At 69.9% G+C, this 17,277-nt stretch carries 23 protein-coding genes, 1 tRNA gene and 2 pseudogenes; 9 read left to right on the forward strand and 17 right to left on the reverse strand.

The window, feature by feature from the left end; genetic code table 11:
- Positions 1–147: 147 nt before the first annotated feature.
- Positions 148–1,434: an FG-GAP repeat domain-containing protein gene (locus tag AQI88_RS28720; RefSeq protein ID WP_067004669.1), complete on the forward strand. Its 1,287-nt coding sequence runs from the start codon at positions 148–150 to the stop codon at positions 1,432–1,434.
- 129 nt (positions 1,435–1,563) lie between these two features.
- Complete coding sequence (locus tag AQI88_RS28725) at positions 1,564–2,598, forward strand: Yip1 family protein (RefSeq protein WP_107118685.1); 1,035 nt, start codon at positions 1,564–1,566, stop codon at positions 2,596–2,598.
- A gap of 100 nt (positions 2,599–2,698) precedes the next feature.
- Here AQI88_RS28725 and AQI88_RS28730 read toward each other — a convergent pair whose 3' ends face one another.
- The 3 genes from AQI88_RS28730 to AQI88_RS46765 all read right to left on the reverse strand — a co-directional run bounded on the left by AQI88_RS28730 (position 2,699) and on the right by AQI88_RS46765 (position 4,024).
- Positions 2,699–3,196 carry a phosphoribosyltransferase gene (locus AQI88_RS28730; RefSeq protein WP_031172497.1) on the reverse strand — a complete coding sequence of 166 codons (498 nt, stop codon included), beginning with the start codon at positions 3,194–3,196 and terminating at the stop codon, positions 2,699–2,701.
- Between the two features lie 11 nt (positions 3,197–3,207).
- Positions 3,208–3,783 (reverse strand): dCTP deaminase, encoded by a 576-nt coding sequence (dcd, locus tag AQI88_RS28735; RefSeq protein WP_067004673.1) that lies wholly within the window; start codon positions 3,781–3,783, stop codon positions 3,208–3,210.
- A gap of 82 nt (positions 3,784–3,865) precedes the next feature.
- On the reverse strand, positions 3,866–4,024 hold the full coding sequence (locus tag AQI88_RS46765; protein WP_167357482.1) for a hypothetical protein: 159 nt from the start codon (positions 4,022–4,024) through the stop codon (positions 3,866–3,868).
- A gap of 283 nt (positions 4,025–4,307) precedes the next feature.
- Here AQI88_RS46765 and AQI88_RS28740 point away from each other — a divergent pair.
- Positions 4,308–4,381: transfer RNA gene (locus AQI88_RS28740), tRNA-Gly, on the forward strand.
- A 49-nt stretch (positions 4,382–4,430) separates the two neighbouring features.
- Here the strand turns inward: AQI88_RS28740 and AQI88_RS28745 are convergent.
- The 12 genes from AQI88_RS28745 to AQI88_RS28790 all read right to left on the reverse strand — a co-directional run bounded on the left by AQI88_RS28745 (position 4,431) and on the right by AQI88_RS28790 (position 11,848).
- Complete coding sequence (locus tag AQI88_RS28745) at positions 4,431–5,624, reverse strand: tyrosine-type recombinase/integrase (RefSeq protein WP_067004674.1); 1,194 nt, start codon at positions 5,622–5,624, stop codon at positions 4,431–4,433.
- Positions 5,624–5,830 carry an excisionase family DNA-binding protein gene (locus AQI88_RS28750; RefSeq protein WP_067004676.1) on the reverse strand — a complete coding sequence of 69 codons (207 nt, stop codon included), beginning with the start codon at positions 5,828–5,830 and terminating at the stop codon, positions 5,624–5,626. Before AQI88_RS28750 ends, AQI88_RS28745 begins: the two co-directional genes overlap by 1 nt.
- 2 nt (positions 5,831–5,832) lie before the next feature.
- Positions 5,833–7,227 carry a replication initiator protein RepSA gene (gene repSA, locus AQI88_RS28755; RefSeq protein ID WP_067004678.1) on the reverse strand — a complete coding sequence of 465 codons (1,395 nt, stop codon included), beginning with the start codon at positions 7,225–7,227 and terminating at the stop codon, positions 5,833–5,835.
- On the reverse strand, positions 7,224–7,412 hold the full coding sequence (locus AQI88_RS28760) for a hypothetical protein (RefSeq protein WP_067004680.1): 189 nt from the start codon (positions 7,410–7,412) through the stop codon (positions 7,224–7,226). Before AQI88_RS28760 ends, repSA begins: the two co-directional genes overlap by 4 nt.
- Before the next feature lie 89 nt (positions 7,413–7,501).
- Positions 7,502–7,831: a SpdD-like protein gene (locus tag AQI88_RS28765; protein ID WP_067004683.1), complete on the reverse strand. Its 330-nt coding sequence runs from the start codon at positions 7,829–7,831 to the stop codon at positions 7,502–7,504.
- Positions 7,832–7,854: 23 nt separating this feature from the next.
- The gene (locus tag AQI88_RS46770) at positions 7,855–8,010 is read right to left on the reverse strand and encodes a hypothetical protein (RefSeq protein ID WP_167357483.1); all 156 of its coding nucleotides are present in this window, start codon (positions 8,008–8,010) and stop codon (positions 7,855–7,857) included.
- Positions 8,011–8,029: 19 nt separating this feature from the next.
- Positions 8,030–8,218 carry a mobile element transfer protein gene (locus AQI88_RS28770; protein WP_067004685.1) on the reverse strand — a complete coding sequence of 63 codons (189 nt, stop codon included), beginning with the start codon at positions 8,216–8,218 and terminating at the stop codon, positions 8,030–8,032.
- Between the two features lie 14 nt (positions 8,219–8,232).
- Positions 8,233–8,892, reverse strand: a complete 660-nt coding sequence (locus AQI88_RS28775) for a DUF2637 domain-containing protein (protein ID WP_067004686.1) — start codon at positions 8,890–8,892, stop codon at positions 8,233–8,235.
- 72 nt (positions 8,893–8,964) lie between these two features.
- On the reverse strand, positions 8,965–9,141 hold the full coding sequence (locus tag AQI88_RS46775) for a hypothetical protein (RefSeq protein WP_167357484.1): 177 nt from the start codon (positions 9,139–9,141) through the stop codon (positions 8,965–8,967).
- 76 nt (positions 9,142–9,217) lie between these two features.
- Positions 9,218–10,573, reverse strand: coding sequence for an FtsK/SpoIIIE domain-containing protein (locus AQI88_RS28780; protein WP_067004688.1), 1,356 nt, complete (start codon positions 10,571–10,573; stop codon positions 9,218–9,220).
- Between the two features lie 5 nt (positions 10,574–10,578).
- Positions 10,579–10,929 carry an SCO3933 family regulatory protein gene (locus AQI88_RS28785; RefSeq protein ID WP_067004690.1) on the reverse strand — a complete coding sequence of 117 codons (351 nt, stop codon included), beginning with the start codon at positions 10,927–10,929 and terminating at the stop codon, positions 10,579–10,581.
- A gap of 139 nt (positions 10,930–11,068) precedes the next feature.
- Positions 11,069–11,848: a GntR family transcriptional regulator gene (locus AQI88_RS28790; protein ID WP_067004692.1), complete on the reverse strand. Its 780-nt coding sequence runs from the start codon at positions 11,846–11,848 to the stop codon at positions 11,069–11,071.
- A gap of 18 nt (positions 11,849–11,866) precedes the next feature.
- On the opposite strand from AQI88_RS28790, the gene AQI88_RS28795 reads away from it, so the two are divergent.
- Positions 11,867–12,334, forward strand: coding sequence for an NUDIX hydrolase (locus AQI88_RS28795; protein WP_067004695.1), 468 nt, complete (start codon positions 11,867–11,869; stop codon positions 12,332–12,334).
- A gap of 982 nt (positions 12,335–13,316) precedes the next feature.
- Positions 13,317–13,439, forward strand: a complete 123-nt coding sequence (locus AQI88_RS48580) for a hypothetical protein (protein ID WP_279616578.1) — start codon at positions 13,317–13,319, stop codon at positions 13,437–13,439.
- A 63-nt stretch (positions 13,440–13,502) separates the two neighbouring features.
- Here AQI88_RS48580 and AQI88_RS47940 read toward each other — a convergent pair.
- Together AQI88_RS47940 and AQI88_RS47945 are read right to left on the reverse strand one after the other, a co-directional pair.
- Positions 13,503–13,739 (reverse strand): annotated as a pseudogene (locus AQI88_RS47940) (transposase); the annotation flags it as partial.
- Positions 13,718–13,894 (reverse strand): annotated as a pseudogene (locus tag AQI88_RS47945) (DUF5994 family protein); the annotation flags it as partial. The pseudogenes AQI88_RS47945 and AQI88_RS47940, both read right to left, overlap by 22 nt.
- A 579-nt stretch (positions 13,895–14,473) precedes the next feature.
- On the opposite strand from AQI88_RS47945, the gene AQI88_RS28800 reads away from it, so the two are divergent.
- The 4 genes from AQI88_RS28800 (at position 14,474) to AQI88_RS28815 (ending at position 17,181) form a co-directional block, all read left to right on the forward strand.
- A complete protein-coding gene (locus tag AQI88_RS28800) occupies positions 14,474–14,677 on the forward strand; it encodes a cold-shock protein (protein ID WP_030342329.1) in 204 nt (67 codons plus the stop codon).
- A 178-nt stretch (positions 14,678–14,855) separates the two neighbouring features.
- On the forward strand, positions 14,856–16,346 hold the full coding sequence (locus tag AQI88_RS28805; protein ID WP_208615928.1) for a DEAD/DEAH box helicase: 1,491 nt from the start codon (positions 14,856–14,858) through the stop codon (positions 16,344–16,346).
- Positions 16,347–16,547: 201 nt separating this feature from the next.
- A complete protein-coding gene (locus AQI88_RS28810) occupies positions 16,548–16,799 on the forward strand; it encodes a CBS domain-containing protein (protein WP_244184368.1) in 252 nt (83 codons plus the stop codon).
- A 61-nt stretch (positions 16,800–16,860) separates the two neighbouring features.
- Positions 16,861–17,181, forward strand: a complete 321-nt coding sequence (locus AQI88_RS28815) for an SCO5918 family protein (RefSeq protein WP_067004700.1) — start codon at positions 16,861–16,863, stop codon at positions 17,179–17,181.
- The last annotated feature ends 96 nt before the right edge of the window (positions 17,182–17,277 follow it).

Genomic DNA, 17,277 nt, shown 5'->3' on the forward strand with positions numbered 1-17,277 from the left:
GGTCCATCCTGCCCCGGCTCCCCCGCTCCGGCTCGGGCGGCACCCACACGTGACCCCGCGTGACCGATCCCGCAACCCCCTTACCGCACCACTCGAACACGTGCATCATTGCGAGGTTGTTGTGCGTCGGGGCGGACGGGGTGAACGGTGCGCGTGCGAAGAGGCGGGCTGTCCGCGGCGGTGCTGTGCGCCACCCTTCTGCTCGCCGCCTGCGGCCCCGCCGGCCCGGACGCCCACGACGGCACCCCCACCCGGATAGCCGACGCCCCCGCCGAGCTCCCCGTCCCGCACGGCAGGGGCAGCAGGGTCCCGGACGACTTCAACGGCGACGGCCACCGCGACCTCGTCCTCAACGACCTGGTCAAGGAACGAAGCCACGCCGACGACGCCGGCATCGGGATCGTCTACGGCGGCCTCCGCGGACTCACGCCCGGCGCCCGGCAGTTGCTCAGCCCGAGGAAGCAGGCCGCTCCCACCAAGGGGCGGCTCCCGGCCGTCTTCGACGCGGAGGAGAGCTGCGACCTGAACGGCGACGGCTTCACCGACCTGATCGTGTCGACCGACCCGCCGTACGACGGCCAGGGCCGCCCCCCGGTGCCGCTGCAGATCCTCTTCGGCTCCCCCGCCGGGCTGACCGGCCGGGCCGCCAAGCTCGCCGTACCGGCCCGGGCCCGCTTCGGCAACGACTGGCCGGACCAGCCGGTGTGCGGCGACTTCGACGGGGACGGCAAGAAGGACCTGGTGCTGCACGCCTCCGGCGGCAAACTCTCCTACCTACGCGGCCCGTTCGGCCGCAACGGTGCCCCGCGCGCGGCCGCCGCGCCTCTCCCCTCCCCCGGTGAGGTGCCCGTCGGCCCCGCCGTCGACGTCGGCCACGACGGCTACGACGACCTCGTGGTCCGGGCGGCCGAGGGCACCGGCAGGGCGGCGGTGGTCCTCGGCGGCCCGGCCGGTCCGGCGCGCACCGGCACCCTCCTGCCCGCCGGCATCGACGTGGTCCTCGGCCGCTTCGGGCGCGGCAAGGCACTGGACGCGGCCGTCGGAGGCAGCGGGGAAACCTCTCTGCGCTACGACCTCCCGGCCCCGGCCGCCCCCGCCACCCTCGCCTCGCCCGGCTCGATGCTCGACGCCGCCGACTTCGACGGCGACGGCCGCGACGAACTCGTCTCCAGCGGCTCCCGGTTGCGCCTCTTCCACGCCGGCCCGGCCGGCCTGTCGGCGAAGGACGCGGTCACCCTCGTACCGCACGCGCCCGGCACGACCCGCGTCCTGGCGGCCGCCGACTTCGACGGGGACGGCCGGGCGGACCTGGTCGTACGCACGTACAGGGGCGAGACGCAGGACTCCGTCGCCGTGTACCGCGGAACGGCGAAGGGGCTGCTGGAGGCCAGGCCGGCCCTCACCTTCTCCAGTTCGGAGTTCCTGGCACCGTAGGGTCGTCGGCTCCCGCTGCACCGTGGCCCGGCCCGCAACCGCACGGGCCCGGCTCCCCACCTGGGCCGTCTCACCGGCCGGTGAAACCGGGGGATGTCCCGGACCGGTCCCCTGACGGCCCCTTAGGGGATGTCACAGGTCGGCCGCAAAGCCCGGCCCGGACGCCTGGGCCGGGCACGCCACTCTGCGGGACCGGGTACGTTCGTTGACGTGGCTGGATTCAGGATCGGACGTGGGGGCCGGGACAACCGCACCCCCCAAGGACAGCAGGCGCCGCAGGGACCGTCGTACGGACACGGGCGGCCCGCAGGCCCGTCGTACGGGCAGGGACAGCCCGGGGGACCGTCGTACGGGCAGCGGGGACCGTCGTACGGCCATCCTCCGGCGCCGCAGCCGCCGTACCCGCAGCCGGGGCCGTCCCGCGGCTACCCGGGACAGGCCGAGGACGGCCCGGAGTACTTCGGCGACGGCGGCTACCCGGGCCAGGGCCCGGGCGGCGCCCGGGACCCGTACGCGGCGAACAACCCGGGCCACACCCAGGCCTTCTCGATCGACGAAGCCTCCGGCTACACCCAGGGCGAGACCTACCACGTCGGCTCGGCCGCGCCCTCGGGTCCCGTCGGCCCGCCCCTGCACTGGAAGGAACTCCTGCGGGGCATCGTCCTCGCCCCCGACCCGACCTTCCTGCGCATGCGGGACTACACGATGTGGGCCCCGGCCCTCATCGTCACCTTCCTCTACGGCCTGCTCGCCGTCTTCGGCTTCGACGGCGCCCGCCGGGACGCGATCAACGCGACGCTCTCCAACGCGGTCCCGATCGTCCTGATCACCGCCGTGGCGATGGTGCTGAGCGCCCTCATCCTGGGTGTGGTCACCCACACCCTGGCCCGCCAGCTCGGCGGCGACGGTGCCTGGCAGCCCACGGTGGGCCTGTCCATGCTGATCACATCCCTCACGGACGCCCCGCGCCTGCTCTTCGCCATGTTCTTCGGCGGCGACGCCGGCTTCGTCCAGCTGCTCGGCTGGGCCACCTGGGTCGCGGCGGGCGCCCTGCTGACCCTGATGGTCTCCCGCTCCCACGACCTGCCCTGGCCGAAGGCGCTGGGCGCATCGGCGCTCCAGCTGATCGCGCTGCTGTCGATAGTGAAGCTGGGCACGTTCTAGAAGAGCGGCCAAAAGACTGGAAGAACTGCATGTGAAAGGGGCCCCCGGCACAGCCGGGGGCCCCTTTCTTGCTCTTCGTCTTCTTCCGTCCTGCTCGCTCTCAGGCGTCCAGCACCTGTCCGGCCCGCTTCACCACGGGCGGCTCGACGCTCCACGGGAAGTTGATCCACTCATCGGTCCGCTTCCACACGTACTCGCACTTCACGAGGGAGTGGGACTTCTCATAGATCACGGCGGAGCGCACCTCGGCGACGGTGTCGAGGCAGAAGTCGCGCACGAGCTTGAGCGTCTTGCCGGTGTCCGCGACGTCGTCGGTGATGAGCACCTTCTTGTCGGAGAAGTCGATGACGTTCGGGACCGGGGCGAGCATGACGGGCATCTCGAGGGTCGTCCCGACCCCGGTGTAGAACTCGACGTTCACCAGGTGGATGTTCTTGCAGTCGAGGGCATAGGCGAGCCCGCCGGCGACGAACACACCCCCGCGCGCGATGCTGAGCACGATGTCGGGCTCGTACCCGTCGTCGGCGATGGTCTGCGCCAGCTCGCGGATGGCGCCGCCGAACCGCTCGTAGGTCAGATTTTCCCGCACGTCACTCATGTCGTTGCCGCTCACACCTGGGTCCGATGGAAGTTCTGGAAGGACCGCGAGGCCGTCGGCCCGCGCTGCCCCTGGTACCGGGAGCCGTAGCGCTCGCTGCCGTACGGGAACTCGGCAGGCGAGCTGAGCCGGAACATGCACAGCTGGCCGATCTTCATCCCCGGCCAGAGCTTGATCGGCAGGGTGGCGAGGTTGGACAGCTCCAGGGTCACGTGGCCGCTGAACCCCGGGTCGATGAACCCGGCGGTGGAGTGCGTGACGAGCCCGAGCCGCCCCAGCGAACTCTTCCCCTCGAGCCGCGAAGCAAGATCATCGGGCAGGGAGATGACCTCATACGTGCTGGCCAGCACGAACTCCCCGGGATGCAGGATGAACGGCTCATCCCCCTCGGGCTCGACCAGTCGCGTCAGATCGGCCTGCTCGACCGAGGGGTCGATGTGCGGGTACCGGTGGTTCTCGAACACCCGGAAGTAACGGTCCAGCCGTACGTCGATGCTCGACGGCTGCACCATGGTTTCGTCGTAGGGATCGATCCGTACCCGCCCGGCGTCGATCTCGGCCCGGATGTCCTTGTCTGAGAGAAGCACGTCCCGAGGATACGCAAGGCGCGCGGAGCCTTGACAATCGTGACGGCTCCGCGCGCCTTTCGATCTTGCAGCGTCCAGCCCGCTACCGCTTCTGCAGGGCGACCGGCACCACACTGCGGAGCCGGGCACACCGTGGACACCTCAGCAGCCGGCCGGGGCCGAGCCGCTCGGCCTGCTGCATCGGGAACGAAGCGGCGCTGAAGACGTGCCCGTCCGCACAGCGAACGACGGTGCGTTCCATCAAATCCCTCAAGTCCCTTCCCCAAGAGCCGCGTCCGGCTTGCTGCCCTGACGACAAAAGCCACATTACGGGATCAAAGAGACGACTCTCCAGGAGACTCTCCGGCCCCACCCGGACCCTCTCCCACCCCTCCACGGTACGCCCCAACTCGGTTCCCCCGCAGGGGGATCCGGTGCCTCCACCACGCCCGGCTCTCGTGATCCACACACGGGGGGTCGGCGATGAGGTACAGTGAGCGAGCGTTCGGACATCAACTCCTCCGGAGCCGATTCGTCCGTCTTACGCGGGTGTAGTTTAATGGTAGAACATCAGCTTCCCAAGCTGAGAGCGCGAGTTCGATTCTCGTCACCCGCTCCACGATTAAGGCCCAGGTCAGAGACCCGGGCCTTTTTGGTGTCCGCTGTGATCAGTCGTCGCGTGCCAGATTCGTGCCAGAACGCTGATCGTCCGGCTTGTCCGGCGGGTCATCTGGCACGGCCGCAGCTTCCTGGCGTGCCTTGCGCACGGTCGCGTCGAGTCCGGCAGCAACTTCCTGCTGTCGGTCGTCGTCGGAGTGCTGGTAGATCAGTGCGGCTTTCTCCGAGGACTGCCCGGCGCGGACCATGGTGTCCTTCAGTGTCGCGCCGGAGCGCGTCGACAGGGTGTGTCCGGTGTGACGAAGGTCGTAGAACCGGAAGCCCTCGGGCATGCCGACGACGGCGCGAGCCTTGCGCCATTTCCGGCCGAAGGAGCTCCGGCGGAACGCAGCGCCCTTCTCGCCGAGGAAGACGAGCCCATCCGGTCCCTTGCCCGCGTACAGCTCCATGTGGATGCGCAGCTCAGGCCGGAGGAATTCCGGCAGGAACACGGTTCGGGTCCCCGCCTCCGACTTGGTGTCGCCGGGCGCACGTCGGCCGTTCGTACGCTCCGGCTCAGCGAGGCGCACGGTGACCTTCAGCGCCGGGACGTCGACGTCCCGGCGGCGGAGCCCGGCCAGTTCTTCCGGCCGGAGCGGACCGTATGCGCCCAGGTAGACCATGAGGCGCCAGCGCGGGCCGATGTTGTCGGCAAGCGCGTCAACCTGCGCCACGGTCGCGATCCGGCGTTCGGCTGCCTTTTCCTTGCCCGCGCCCTTGATCCGGCACGGGTTGCGCCTGATCAGTTCGTCGTCAACCGCCGTTTCCATGATGCTCTTGAGCAGCCGGTACGCCTTGGCGATCGCGGTCTTGGCGCCGGTGGTCTGTAGCCGCTCAGTACGCCAGGCACGGACCCGCGGCGGGGTGATCTCGTCCAGGTCGTCACCCTCGAAGGTCGGCAGGATGTGGCTGTCCAGGAGCCAGCGGTACAGGTCACCCGTGAGGGCGCCGAGTTCCCGGTCCTCAACCCACTTGTCGGCGTACACCTTGAAGTTGACCGCTCCGACCTCCGGGTCGCGCCAGTCGCCGTTCTTCACCTCGGTCTGCTTCTCGGCAAGCCAGTCGTCGGCGTCGCCGATCGTCTCGAAGGTCTCCGGGGCCGGGCGCATGATCCCGTCCGGACCCGGATAGCGCGCCTGGTACCGGCCGGAGGGAAGCCGCCGGATCGCACCGAAGCGCCGCCGCCTGCCTTTGCTGTTGGCCATCAGGCAGCCCTCCGATAGCGGCCACGTCGAGCCACCAGAGGCGTCACCGTGCGAGCGGCGATGTACTCCTGCACCACTGCTTCGCGGATGAAGACCCGTCGACGGTCCTTGACGTACTCGATGCGCCGTTCCTCGATGAGACGACGCACGTAGCGCTCGCCTCCCAGCACCTCAGCGGCTTCCCGCACGGTGAGGAGCCGATCCATGCTCACCACTCCCCCTCTGCGTCCAGGTGGCGCCTGTCGGCCAGTGCCTCACGGGCCGTTTCGCGGTTGGCTTGGATGCCCCGCGCGATCGTCGCGGCCAGGGCGGATTCGCCGGGCGTGTGGCCGTGTCCGGCGTACTGCCAGTCGGCCAGGATGAGCACGGTTTCCGGCTCGCGGTCGTCCAGGCCGAGCGCTTCGCGTTCCTGCGTGGCGCGGAAGTCGGCGCGGGCCTGGCGGAGTGCGCCAAGCGTCGTGGAGTAGCGGCGGGACTTCGAGCTGAAGTGGCCGCGGAAGCCAAGCATGTGAGCCCAGGCCCACAGGCGCCGGTCCGGGTACAGCTCATCCAGGTCACGGCAGGCGGTGATCAGTCGGCGGGCGTGATCGGGGACGCCGTGGCGGTCGAGTTCGGAGAGTTCGCCGATCCGGCGGTCTAGGGTCCCGGTCGTCTCGGCGGCCTTGGTGGCGTACTTGGCGACGTACGCGGCAACCGCCTGCTCGGTGATGTCGGAGCCGTCACCGAACGCCTTCACGGGCCGGACGTCGAGTTGTCGGCCCCACTGGAACGTACGGGCGGGCTGGTCCCCGGCGGTGGGCACGCTGACGCTCGTGTAGGCGTGCGTGACGGCAGCGCGGATCGCATCCGTGAGAAGCCCGGCCGACGCCCAGGACGGGGGCGGGGACTCGGGTCCCTGCGGACCGTCGAGGCGGATCACGGCGTGAAAGTGGACGGCGCCGCGCTTCTGGAACTCGGCGACCTTTCCGTACGACACCCGGCATGCGTCGGCGAGTTCGCGCTGTGTCAGTCCGGCACGCTTAGCGATCTCGCGGCGGAGCCGGTTGGTGAAGCGCATCCACAGCTCACCGGCATGGTTGTTGAAGAGGACGGCGCCCGCGTAGTCGTACGTGGCCGGGTCCAGGGCCGTGCCGAGGACCGGGTCATCCGGGGCGTGCCGTACGCCGCAGCGGCAGACGCCGCGGTCGGGCCGGTTGTGGACCGGGCCGAACGAGGGCGCGGTGAAGGTGGCGAAGACTCGGGGGTGATCGCGCACGGTCGCCGGGATGTCCTTGTCCGGGTCACCGGCGAGCCCGGCGCGGATCAGGTGATAGGTGTCCCCGGCGTAGGTCCAGGCGCAGGCCGGGCAGCGGGAAGCGCGCCGGTTGCCGCAGGCTACGCGGAGCCGTCCGCCGGGCTCGCCCTCGGTGCTGTAGCGGTGCAGTACCTCGCCGGTCGTCTTGTCCTTGTGCAGGACCCAGCCGCGCAGGTGGATCGGGTCGGCGCAGCCGCCGGTGCGCTTGATCTGGTCCTGCCAGCGGTCGAAGCCGGGAAGCCCGGCCACCCGGAGGAGATCCCCCAGGGTGGTCGGGTCCAGGCCCGCGAAGGTCGCGGTGTCGGTCACGCGCGACCCCCGGCGAGCTGGGCGACGCGGGCGGACACGGTGCCGGTGCCGCGGCAGGTCTGGCAGTCGACGCTGATCGTGTGCAGGTGGCCGCGGGCGTCACGGCCGCCGGAGGTTACCGCAGCGGAGGCGAAGCCGTCGCAGTCCGGGCAGATGCGGGCCGGGGCGGGGGCGCGGTCGGTCATGATGGGGATTCCTTCCGGTTCTGTGGATCGGACAGGGACGGCGCCCGGGCGGCGGATGCTTGGCGGTATCAGGGCCGCCCGGGGGCCGGTCAACGTCGCTTGGCCTCGGTGGCGATGAGCGAGCGGACGACGAGCGCGCACACCGCGACCGAGGCGGCCGTCACGGCGACGGCGAGGAGCATGGAGACCAGGACGGCGCCGACGACGAGCACGACGGCCGTGCCGCCGCCGACGACGGCGACCAGGGCGCCGGGGGTGAGCTGGATCGTGGGCCGGGACGACGCCGGGGCCGGGGCCGGGGCCGTCGGAGCTGGCGGCGGGGTCTGAGCACTCGGGACGACGGCGGTCGGCTCGATGAGGGCGGGCGGAGTGACCAGGCCGGTCGGCGTCGGGTTGGTGGGCACCTTGGGGCGGAGCATCGGTGATCTCCCTTCTGGGGTGGTTACTTGGCGATGGAGTCGACGGCGGGGGCAAGGAAGCTGTCGGCGATGAGGTAGCCGCCCAGGAGCAGGACGACGACCAGCCACAGCGGCGGGCGGGTGAGCTTGATCCCGAGGTAGGCGACGACGGCGACGACGAACCAGAGCGGCAGGCTCATGACGTGATCTCCCTTGTGGTCAGCGGGCGTTGCAGCGGTGGCTTTGGGCGGCGAGCTCCGCGGCGGCGGCGCTGAGGTATTCGGCGGACCAGTCGCAGCCGGGCGCGGTGCAGGCGGTCGCGTGGGCCTCGCGGCCGTGGCGGTCGGTGAAGGTGCCGACCTGTACCGGGCCGATGCGGCGGACGTCGCGGAAGCGGTAGCGGGGCATGGGTGGTTCTCCTCTCAGGCGAGTTGAGCGGCGATGGCGGTAGCCATCGGGTCGGGGACACCCAGGCGGGCGCGGAGGGTGTCGGTGTCGATCGGGCCGCCGGTGCGGGCGCGGTGGTCGTCGGCGACCTTGCGGGCGTAGGTGAGCAGTGCGTCAGGGACCTGAGGAGCCGGAGCCGGGTCAGCCACCGGCAGGGCCGGGGCGTCCTCGGTTTCGAGGGCGGCGGCAGGCTCCGGAGCGGGAGCCGGGTCGGGTGCGGGGGCCGGGGCTGCGGGCGCCGGCGGAACCGGCACCCGGTCCCCGGCCGACTTGGGCGCGGGCGAGTGGGCGAGCAGGGTTCCGCCCATGAAGGCCAGCGCGGGCCAGGCGGCGACCAGGATCCGCAGCCAGGCCGGAACCTCACCCAGGTCGAGGAGTCCGGCGGTGGCGACGTTGGCGCCGAGCGAGGCGACCAGGGCGATCAGGAACCAGCACCAGGCCAGCCGGGACGGGCCGTCCGAGCGGAGCCGTCGCCATGCGGCGACCAGGAGCAGGTCAACGCTGATCGGGTAGGCCCAGGCTTTCCAGCCGGACTGTCCGGCCGCGGCGGCAAGGTCGTGCAGGTGGGCGAAGGACAGGGCACCGGCGATCACGGCCTGTACGAGCACGGCATCCGGGCGGATTGAGCGGGTCATGTCCTCACCTCCTTCAGGGAGTTGGGCCAGGACGGGGCGGGGATCGAGTCCGGCCGCCCGGTCCCGGCGGGTTCAGGCGGTTGGGGCTTCGCCGGTGCCCAAGCAGGTCAGGCACAGGGCCTCCTGTCGGTCGTCGCTCACGCGCTTGCGGCGACCGCCGACCTGGAAGGACTCCAGGATTTGCCCGTTCTGGCAGTCGGGGCAGGGCTGTTTCTTGGGCTTGCGGCTGGTCGTCTTCCGTGCGGCCATGGCGTTCTCCTTCGGGCATGGCTCAGGTAGGGACCTGGCGCGATGCGGTCGCGCCAACCGATGGAGCGGGGAGGGTTCAGGCGGTTTCCGCGGCGAGTTCGCGGGCGTCCTCGGGGACGGTCGTGCGATGGGGGCGGAACGGAGCCAGGGTGGGGATATCCGGCGTCAAGTGCGCGTTGTCCGCGCAGGCCTTGACCGCTTCGTGGAGCGAAACGAACGGGGAACGGATGCGAGCCCAGCCACCGGTCAGCAGGCCGATCACGGCAGTGCCGGGACGGTTCGCGGCGATCGATGTTGCCGCACCGACCGCGCGGGGGCTGACGTCGGCGAGCGCCATCTTCGCGGACGCTTCATCGTTGACACGGTGGGCAACACGGCCAGTGAGCTGAGCCCGCAGCGCGGTGGCGCCGGTGCCGAGTTCGGAGCCGAAACGCTGCCCGCAAACCTCCAGGTAGATGCCCGCGGCGCGGCCGAGCTGGGCGAGGCGGACCAACTGGGTGACCATGTGATCCCGGCGCTTCTCGTCTGCCTTACTGGAGATCAGGAAGAGTTCCGCCACCTCGTCGATGACCATGACCAGCGGCACCGGCCGGATGTCCTCCGGCAGGCCCCAGATGTCTGAGGTGATCGAGTCCAGCGGGGTGCCAGGCGCCAGGTGCTGAGCCGCGCGGATCAGCTCATAGCGGCCGGTCATCTCCTGCACCATCGCGTCCAGCAGTTCGGCCGCCTGCTCGGGGGTGCAGGCCAGCGCGGACAGTCGCCGGGCGAACGGTGCCAGCTCCACACCCCACTTGCAGTCGATCCCTGCCAGCGCGACCGGCTGAGCCGCCAGGCCCTTGACCAGTCCGCGCAGGTAGACGGACTTGCCGGACTCGGTGGCACCGATCACCAGCTCATGCGGGCTGGTGCGGAAGTCCCGCATGTGCGCCGAGCCGTCAGCGCGCAGCGCCACCGGCACCTGAAGCAGCTTCGCGGGCAGCTTGCTGGGCATCGTCACCTTGCGCAGCACGTCGTAGCCGATCAGCCGGACTTCCAGCGTTCCCGGCTGGAGTGCCCGGACCTGGACACCATGAGCCCGCCAGGCGTGACGGAGCCGTTCGGTGGCAGCGTCGAAGTCCTGGACGTCCTGGCCGGGCTGCATCTTCAGCCGAAGGACCAGGCCGGAGCGGGTGACCCGTATCCGGCGGAGCCTCGGCGTCATGCGGCCGGGTTGCCGGTTGGTGGCCGCGGCCAGCCACAGGCGCCAGCGGGTCGGCGCCTCGGTCAGGCCGCACGCCTCCATCACGGACTTGAGCGTGATCACGATGCGGGCGACGGTGACCAGCCAGCCGCAGGTCAGCCAGTACGAGGCCGGGTGCTGCCAGCGCAGCCACCCGAGCCCGGCAGCGGCCAGCGCCAGGACGATCAGCGTCGTGAGCTGAAGTCCAGTCATGGCGTTCAGCCCTTGGCGTTCGCGGAGACGGTGAGCGCGGTGACCGCGGCAGCGCGGAAGGCGATGCCGTGACGCTTCTGGCCGTTGAACTCGTTCTCCCACGGCCGCCCCACCAGGCCGGTCAGCGCGACCGGGGTGCCCATCACCAGCTCGCCCGTGATGCCGGGCTCCGGGACGGTGATGGACAGGATCTCCACCTCGTCGTTCGCCGCGAACATCACGTCCACGGCCATCAGGGTCGCGCCGGTCTCGGCGTCCATGGCGATCTCGCCGGTACGGCGGTCCTTGACCTTGGGCTGCGGGGTCTTGGCGACCATCACGGTCGCGGCGGAGGTGTCGACGGGAATCTGACGCACAGCAGATCACTCCTCTACAGAGGCTGGACTCCGCCACTCATGTATATGAGTGACATGAAGAAGAGTGCCTGACTCCTATACATGAGTCAACCCGCCGCGAAGAAGAACTTGCGACGGGTTGCGGGGAGTTGAGCGCGCGTCAGTCGGCGGCGGGGATCCGGTACTCGAAAACGAACTGGTCAGCGGCCATGAGCGTGTCGCAGACCTCTACCACGAGACCTTCAGTCGTACGAGCCTCGCGGATTAGGTGGACCACCGGCGCACCGGGGCTGAGCGCCAGCTCGGACGCCTCAGCTTTGGAGGCCGGACGCGCTTGCAGCGTCTCGACGAACTCGGCGAACTCGTGCCCGTGGTCTTCGAGTCGGGCATAGATGCCGCCACCGCCGGGGTTCTCGGCAAACAGCTCCGGGATTTCCTTCACGACGTCCCACGGGAGGTACGACGTCGCAGTCTCGACGGGAGTGCCGTTGCGGAAGTAGAGGCGCCGCCGGGCGAGCACCTGGGCGCCGACGGGGACGCCCAACCGCTGGGCGGCATCCTTGGGGGCCTCCATGGGCCCGATGTAGAGAACGCTCACTTTGGCCGTTGCGCCGGACTGCTCGGACTCGGCAAGGTACGCGGCCTTGCCGCCCTGCCGGAGCGAGCGCCGGAAGCGATCTGAGGAGCGATGCCGTACCGGCGGCCGATCCTTCACGATCGATCCCTTGCCGTGCCGGGTCTCGACGAGCCCGCTCGCGCGCACCTCAACCATGGCCTTGCGGATCGTGCCGCCGGAGACGCCGTAGCGCTCGACAAGCTCTGACTCACTCGGCACCATTTCACCAGGCCTGAGGATGCCCGCCCGGATCTGCTGCACGATCTCCTCGGCGATCTGTACGTACCGAGGTACGGACCTCTCACCTCCTACTGCGGTTCCCATAGTCCTTCTCTTCCTCCTATGCTCCTGTACATGAGTAACAGCGCCCAAGCCACCCGGTCAACGCCGCGCCACTCCGTATCTGTCGCGGGGGCGGTCGTTCGCGATGATGGGCGGCTCTTGGCGATCCGGCGCGCGGACAACGGAACGTGGGAGCTTCCCGGCGGAGTGCTGGAAATCGAAGAGGCGCCGGAGGAAGGGGTACGACGCGAGGTACTCGAAGAGACCGGCGTTCATGTCGATGTGGCCGAGCTGACTGGGGTCTACAAGAACGTCTCGCTCGGTGTCGTCGCCCTGGTCTTCCGATGCAAGCCGACCGGGGGCAATGAGCGCACGTCTGACGAGTCGTCGGCAGTCGAATGGCTCACGCCCACTGAAGTGACCGAGCGGATGACCGAGGTCTACGCAATCCGTCTCCTGGACGCCCTGGACGGTGGAGGCCCGCATGTACGCAGCCACGATGGCCGCCGCTTGATCCCGGCGCGGTAGCACTTTCCCTACATCATCAAGGGCCCGCGCACGGCGCGGGCTGGCCCCTTGGGCCTGGCCCTCTGCGCCTTCGGCGCCCGGGCCTGGCCCCTGGGGCCGCATTCTCACTGCGGCCCAGATGTGGGGAAACCCTCCGGGGCCGGGGCGGTCGGCTCCACGGCTTTACCCACCTCCCCGGTCCGGGTCCCGCGTCGAGCAAGACCAGGGGGCCACTCGTGCTAATTGCGGTCAGGCCCAAAGCCTGCCCGAGTTGCCAACTAGCGTACGGCCCCCTGATCATGCTCGACCCCAGACCGGGCAGGCCACCGGCCAAAGCCGCTCCGCCGACCTGGTGCGCACGTGCCACATGCGTGCCAGAACAGGCGGGGAACAGCGGGGAATCACGGGGCAAGCGGCGGTGCGGCGAGAGTCGATGATCAGGACGTTTCAGCACGTCAGAGGCGGGATTACCCTCTGGATCACATCAGCTTCCCAAGCTGAGAGCGCGAGTTCGATTCTCGTCACCCGCTCCAGAGAGAAACCCCAGGTCGGTGGCCTGGGGTTTGTTTGTTGTCTAGGGCAATTTGGACGACGCCGTTGCCACGGTGGACGGCTGCAGCCCTCCGGTCCGGCCAAAGGGAGGACTTGGCAGCCCAGGTCCGCCTGGCCCCGGCTGGTTGTGGCCCGGAGTGCCTAGGCTGGCACCGCACGGAAGGGCGGTGCCAGGGCTGCCGACTCTCGGACCAGGGCCGCGATCGAGGAGCGCTGGCGGGCCTCGGAACGCGGGGACACCGAAGCCGAGCACGCCATCTACGCCACGGACGCGCTCCTGGACTACCCGCAGTCAGGTGAGCGGTTCCGGGGCCGCGCGACGATCTCCGCGCAACGTGGCGGCCACCCTGCCGACCGACACTTCACCGTCCAACGGATCACCGGCCATGCGAATCTGTGGGTGAGCGAATGCCTCATCACCAACGGTGTGCCTTCGTACTCGGTGAGCATCATGGAATTCGCTGACCAGCATGTGGTGCACGAGACGCAGTACTTCGCCGACCCCTTCGGCGCGCCGGCCTGGCGGGTCGCGCTCGCGGAGGCGATGCCTGGCCGGACCATCGCCGGAGCCTGATTCGTGGCCGCCTCGAGTCAATCGGGTGACCAGCCTGTCGCTTTGCTGAAGTCCCAAGAACTCCTCTTGGGATGACTTCAAGCGCCTCCAGCAGATGAGCACACATGCCAAGGTGAGGAAGGCTTCATGGATGCCGTCGTGGATCTCCCAGCGGATCCGCAGGCGACGAAACCAGTGCAGGTGGGCGAACGCGCGCTCCACGCCCCAGCGTTGGGTGCCGAGTCCGGAACCATGCTCGGTGTCGCGCCGGGCTATCAGCGGTTGCACGCCGAGGTCTCGGGCAGCTCGGCAGCGATGTCGCGCGACCGCGGCCACCACGCACCCTCCAGGACACCTTCCCGCGACTCCGTCGTCTCCAGCCGGAGGAGGGCGCACCCCGGCCGTACGGTCCGGTGAACGCCGCTCGGCAGATGCAGGGAATCAGGGGGTGAATCGGAGCCGGTCGTGAGGACCACCCGTCTTTGGGAGCCGGTGCGAACACGGGACTCGCCTCGCCCCTCCCACGCTACTCCCCGTGCCCCCGGAATCTCCGGGATCCACCTGACTGACGAATCACCGTCGTCTGGACGTCGCCCAAAGCGTCCGCCACCGCGGGACGAGGTCGCGCGCTGCCCTGCGGAGGTGGCTGCCGGCCACCGGCCGTCGCGCTCTTCGCGGGGATGTGGTCTTTGTTGCAGTACAGGAGTCTCAGGCGCGTTCGCCGTTGTGCCATCCGCCGACGACGGTGGCAGCGGCACATCTGCCGTCGAGGGAGGTCACAGGGCTGTAGGCGGAAGCGCACGACAGGAAAGCCGCGTCCACGGAGAGTAATATCTGTGCCCGTGAAATGAGGAATAGGTGCAGGGTACGGCGAGTATTTTTCGACCGCCCTGCGGAGCAGAATTATCGACCCCGCAAGGCCGATCGCACCGTGCTACTGTCGAACTCAGTTGCAGGTGTGGTTGCCAGAAGGTTTTTCCGACGGCTGATCATCACGGCGACACGGAATGCGCACAGTGCGTATTCCTGTACACCGCCTCCGAAGGAGAAACAACATGGCTACTGGCACTGTGAAGTGGTTCAACGCGGAAAAGGGCTTCGGCTTCATCGAGCAGGACGGCGGCGGCCCCGACGTCTTCGCCCACTACTCGAACATCGCTGCCCAGGGTTTCCGCGAGCTGCTGGAAGGCCAGAAGGTCTCGTTCGACATCGCGCAGGGCCAGAAGGGCCCGACGGCCGAGAACATCGTTCCCGCCTGACGCACCGGCACTGACGCATACTTCGCAGCTGGGGCCCGCACCTTGGGGTGCGGGCCCCAGCTCGCTTTATTCCCAGGGCGATTCTGCCCTGTCTTTTTCGGCTCGTTCTCGCGATTCTGCGCCGCTCATTCTGCTGCGGAAATTCCTTGATACGTGCCCACATCGAGGAAGGTTCCGCATGAACCGCACACGTACCACTCGCGCACGCCCCAATCGCACATACGACCGATTCGGAGGAAGCGCTGCTGCGGGCCGCTCCGGCGTTCCGCACCTCTCCAGTGGTTACGGAAACCGACAGCCCGCGGGGGCCGATTTCGCGCTGCCGAAGACGGTCAGGCCCGCGTTGCCCGCTGTCGAGTCGTTCGCCGGTCTCGCCATGCCGGCGCCGTTGCTGGCCACGCTCGGCCATGAAGGCGTGACCGTACCGTTCCCGATCCAGGCGGCCACCCTGCCGAACTCCCTGGCCGGCCGCGACGTACTCGGTCGCGGCCGCACCGGCTCGGGCAAGACCCTCGCCTTCGGCCTCGCAGTACTGGCCCGTACGGCGGGCCGGCGTGCCGAGCCGCGTCGGCCGCTGGCCCTGATTCTCGTCCCCACCCGTGAGCTGGCCCAGCAGGTCACCGACGCGCTCGCTCCCTACGCCCGCTCCGTGAGCCTGCGGCTCGCCACCGTCGTCGGCGGAATGTCCATCGGCAGGCAGGCCGGTGCGCTGCGGGCCGGCGCGGAGGTGGTCGTCGCGACGCCCGGTCGGCTCAAGGACCTCATCGACCGGGGCGACTGCCGGCTCGCCGACGTCGGCATCACCGTGCTCGACGAGGCCGACCAGATGACCGACATGGGCTTCATGCCCCAGGTCACCGCCCTGCTCGACCAGGTGCGCCCCGAGGGCCAGCGGATGTTGTTCTCGGCCACCCTGGACCGCAACGTCGACCTGCTGGTCCGTGGCTACCTGACCGACCCGGTGGTGCACTCCGTCGACCCGTCGGCCGGTGCCGTCACCACGATGGAGCACCACCTACTCCACGTGCACGACGCGGACAAGCACCGCACGACCACCGAGATCGCGGCCCGGGACGGCCGGGTCATCATGTTCCTGGACACCAAGCACGCCGTGGACCGGCTGACCAAGCACCTGCTGAGCAGCGGTGTCCGCGCCGCGGCCCTGCACGGTGGCCGGTCCCAGCCGCAGCGCACCCGGACCCTGGCGCAGTTCAAGGACGGTCACGTCACCGTCCTGGTGGCCACCAACGTCGCGGCCCGCGGCATCCACGTCGACAGCCTCGACCTGGTCGTCAACGTGGACCCGCCCAGCGACCACAAGGACTATCTGCACCGTGGCGGCCGTACGGCCCGCGCCGGGGAGTCCGGCAGCGTCGTCACCCTGGTGACCCCCGGCCAGCGCCGCGGCATGACCCGGCTGATGGCTTCGGCCGGCATCACCCCGCGCATCACCCCGGTCCGCTCGGGCGAGGCGGAGCTGAGCCGCATCACGGGTGCCCAGGCGCCCTCCGGGGTCCCTGTGGTCATCACCGCACCTGTCGTGGAACGCACCCGCCGCGCGCCTTCGCCGTCCGGGGACCGCCGGGGCCGCACCGGCCAGGGCCGACCCGTCGGCGCGGGGGTGCGCCGCAGGGCACAGCGGCGGCCCGGCAACGACTCGACTGCTTAGGCCGGCGCAGTCCCCGGAGCCCCGTTGGCCTCCCGGAAGCCGCCGTGGTCTCCCGGGGCCGAAGGCCGCCAAGCCGACCAGCCCTTACCGAAGGAGACACCCTTGACGCCAGCGCGGACGCAGTACCGCAGGCCGGACCACCCCACCCCCGTGTCCGTGGTGAACGACAGCGAAGGGCACGGGCCTCGGGTATGTGACGACATGACCGTCGAGGTGGCTCTGGCCGTCATGGCGAGTGCCCGGGTCGAGTACCTGACCGTGTGCGACGGGGACGACGAGAGCACAGGCTTGGTCACCCGGCTCCGGCTCGCCGTTCTCCGCGACAGTTCCGCGTACACGGACCGGATCCGTCTGCGGGACGTCCTCGACGCACCACTGCCCTCACCCGGCAGCCGCTCGGGCGGCGTCGGTGAGTACGGCCGGGTTCCGGGCGTACCCGCCCTCGCGTGCTGATCCGTCTCGCCCCGGGCGGCCCGTTCTCCTTCTCCCCGCGATTTCTCCCCTGTGAGGCATCATGCGCTGTGTCATCGCCCGGTACCCGTTCGACCTGACCAGGACCGGGGTTCTGGCCTCGATGAAGGGCGTCAGGCCCGAGCTCGTCACGGGGGCGTCCGTGACCATCGGCCGCCGCCGCTACCCCGTCAAGCAGGTGGGCCAGGTCATCACGCGACAGGACCCCCGTGACTTCACCGCCGACGAGGTCGTGCGGGCCATGACACGCCTCGGCTTCACCTGCCACGACCGCCCCGAGGGCGCGCCCGTGGGCGAGGGTGGACCCACTCTCCTCCACACCGCGTCCGCACTGCTCGGTGGCACCGGCCCCGTGGCCGTGTGAGGACGGGCGGGAGACCGCCCTCAGGATCCCGGTGGGGGCCCTGCCGACGCGCGTCGGCAGGGCCCCCACCGCTGTGTCGCCGTCCGCTCGGAAAGC

Origin of the sequence: Streptomyces cellostaticus (genome assembly GCF_001513965.1) — a bacterium.
GTDB lineage: Bacteria > Actinomycetota > Actinomycetes > Streptomycetales > Streptomycetaceae > Streptomyces > Streptomyces cellostaticus.

Coding starts and splice junctions, on each gene's coding strand:
- AQI88_RS28795 (WP_067004695.1), top strand. CDS start 11,867: ATGCTCCTGTACATGAGTAACAGCGCCCAAGCCACCCGGTCAACGCCG.
- AQI88_RS28805 (WP_208615928.1), top strand. CDS start 14,856: ATGAACCGCACACGTACCACTCGCGCACGCCCCAATCGCACATACGAC.
- AQI88_RS28775 (WP_067004686.1), bottom strand. CDS start 8,892: ATGACCCGCTCAATCCGCCCGGATGCCGTGCTCGTACAGGCCGTGATC.
- AQI88_RS46765 (WP_167357482.1), bottom strand. CDS start 4,024: ATGGAACGCACCGTCGTTCGCTGTGCGGACGGGCACGTCTTCAGCGCC.
- AQI88_RS28780 (WP_067004688.1), bottom strand. CDS start 10,573: ATGACTGGACTTCAGCTCACGACGCTGATCGTCCTGGCGCTGGCCGCT.
- AQI88_RS28765 (WP_067004683.1), bottom strand. CDS start 7,831: ATGCTCCGCCCCAAGGTGCCCACCAACCCGACGCCGACCGGCCTGGTC.
- AQI88_RS28815 (WP_067004700.1), top strand. CDS start 16,861: ATGCGCTGTGTCATCGCCCGGTACCCGTTCGACCTGACCAGGACCGGG.
- AQI88_RS28725 (WP_107118685.1), top strand. CDS start 1,564: ATGTCACAGGTCGGCCGCAAAGCCCGGCCCGGACGCCTGGGCCGGGCA.
- AQI88_RS28810 (WP_244184368.1), top strand. CDS start 16,548: ATGACCGTCGAGGTGGCTCTGGCCGTCATGGCGAGTGCCCGGGTCGAG.
- AQI88_RS46775 (WP_167357484.1), bottom strand. CDS start 9,141: ATGGCCGCACGGAAGACGACCAGCCGCAAGCCCAAGAAACAGCCCTGC.
- AQI88_RS28730 (WP_031172497.1), bottom strand. CDS start 3,196: ATGAGTGACGTGCGGGAAAATCTGACCTACGAGCGGTTCGGCGGCGCC.
- AQI88_RS28790 (WP_067004692.1), bottom strand. CDS start 11,848: ATGGGAACCGCAGTAGGAGGTGAGAGGTCCGTACCTCGGTACGTACAG.
- AQI88_RS46770 (WP_167357483.1), bottom strand. CDS start 8,010: ATGAGCCTGCCGCTCTGGTTCGTCGTCGCCGTCGTCGCCTACCTCGGG.
- AQI88_RS28770 (WP_067004685.1), bottom strand. CDS start 8,218: ATGCCCCGCTACCGCTTCCGCGACGTCCGCCGCATCGGCCCGGTACAG.
- AQI88_RS28760 (WP_067004680.1), bottom strand. CDS start 7,412: ATGACCGACCGCGCCCCCGCCCCGGCCCGCATCTGCCCGGACTGCGAC.
- AQI88_RS28750 (WP_067004676.1), bottom strand. CDS start 5,830: ATGGATCGGCTCCTCACCGTGCGGGAAGCCGCTGAGGTGCTGGGAGGC.
- AQI88_RS48580 (WP_279616578.1), top strand. CDS start 13,317: ATGGAATTCGCTGACCAGCATGTGGTGCACGAGACGCAGTACTTCGCC.
- AQI88_RS28745 (WP_067004674.1), bottom strand. CDS start 5,624: ATGGCCAACAGCAAAGGCAGGCGGCGGCGCTTCGGTGCGATCCGGCGG.
- AQI88_RS28800 (WP_030342329.1), top strand. CDS start 14,474: ATGGCTACTGGCACTGTGAAGTGGTTCAACGCGGAAAAGGGCTTCGGC.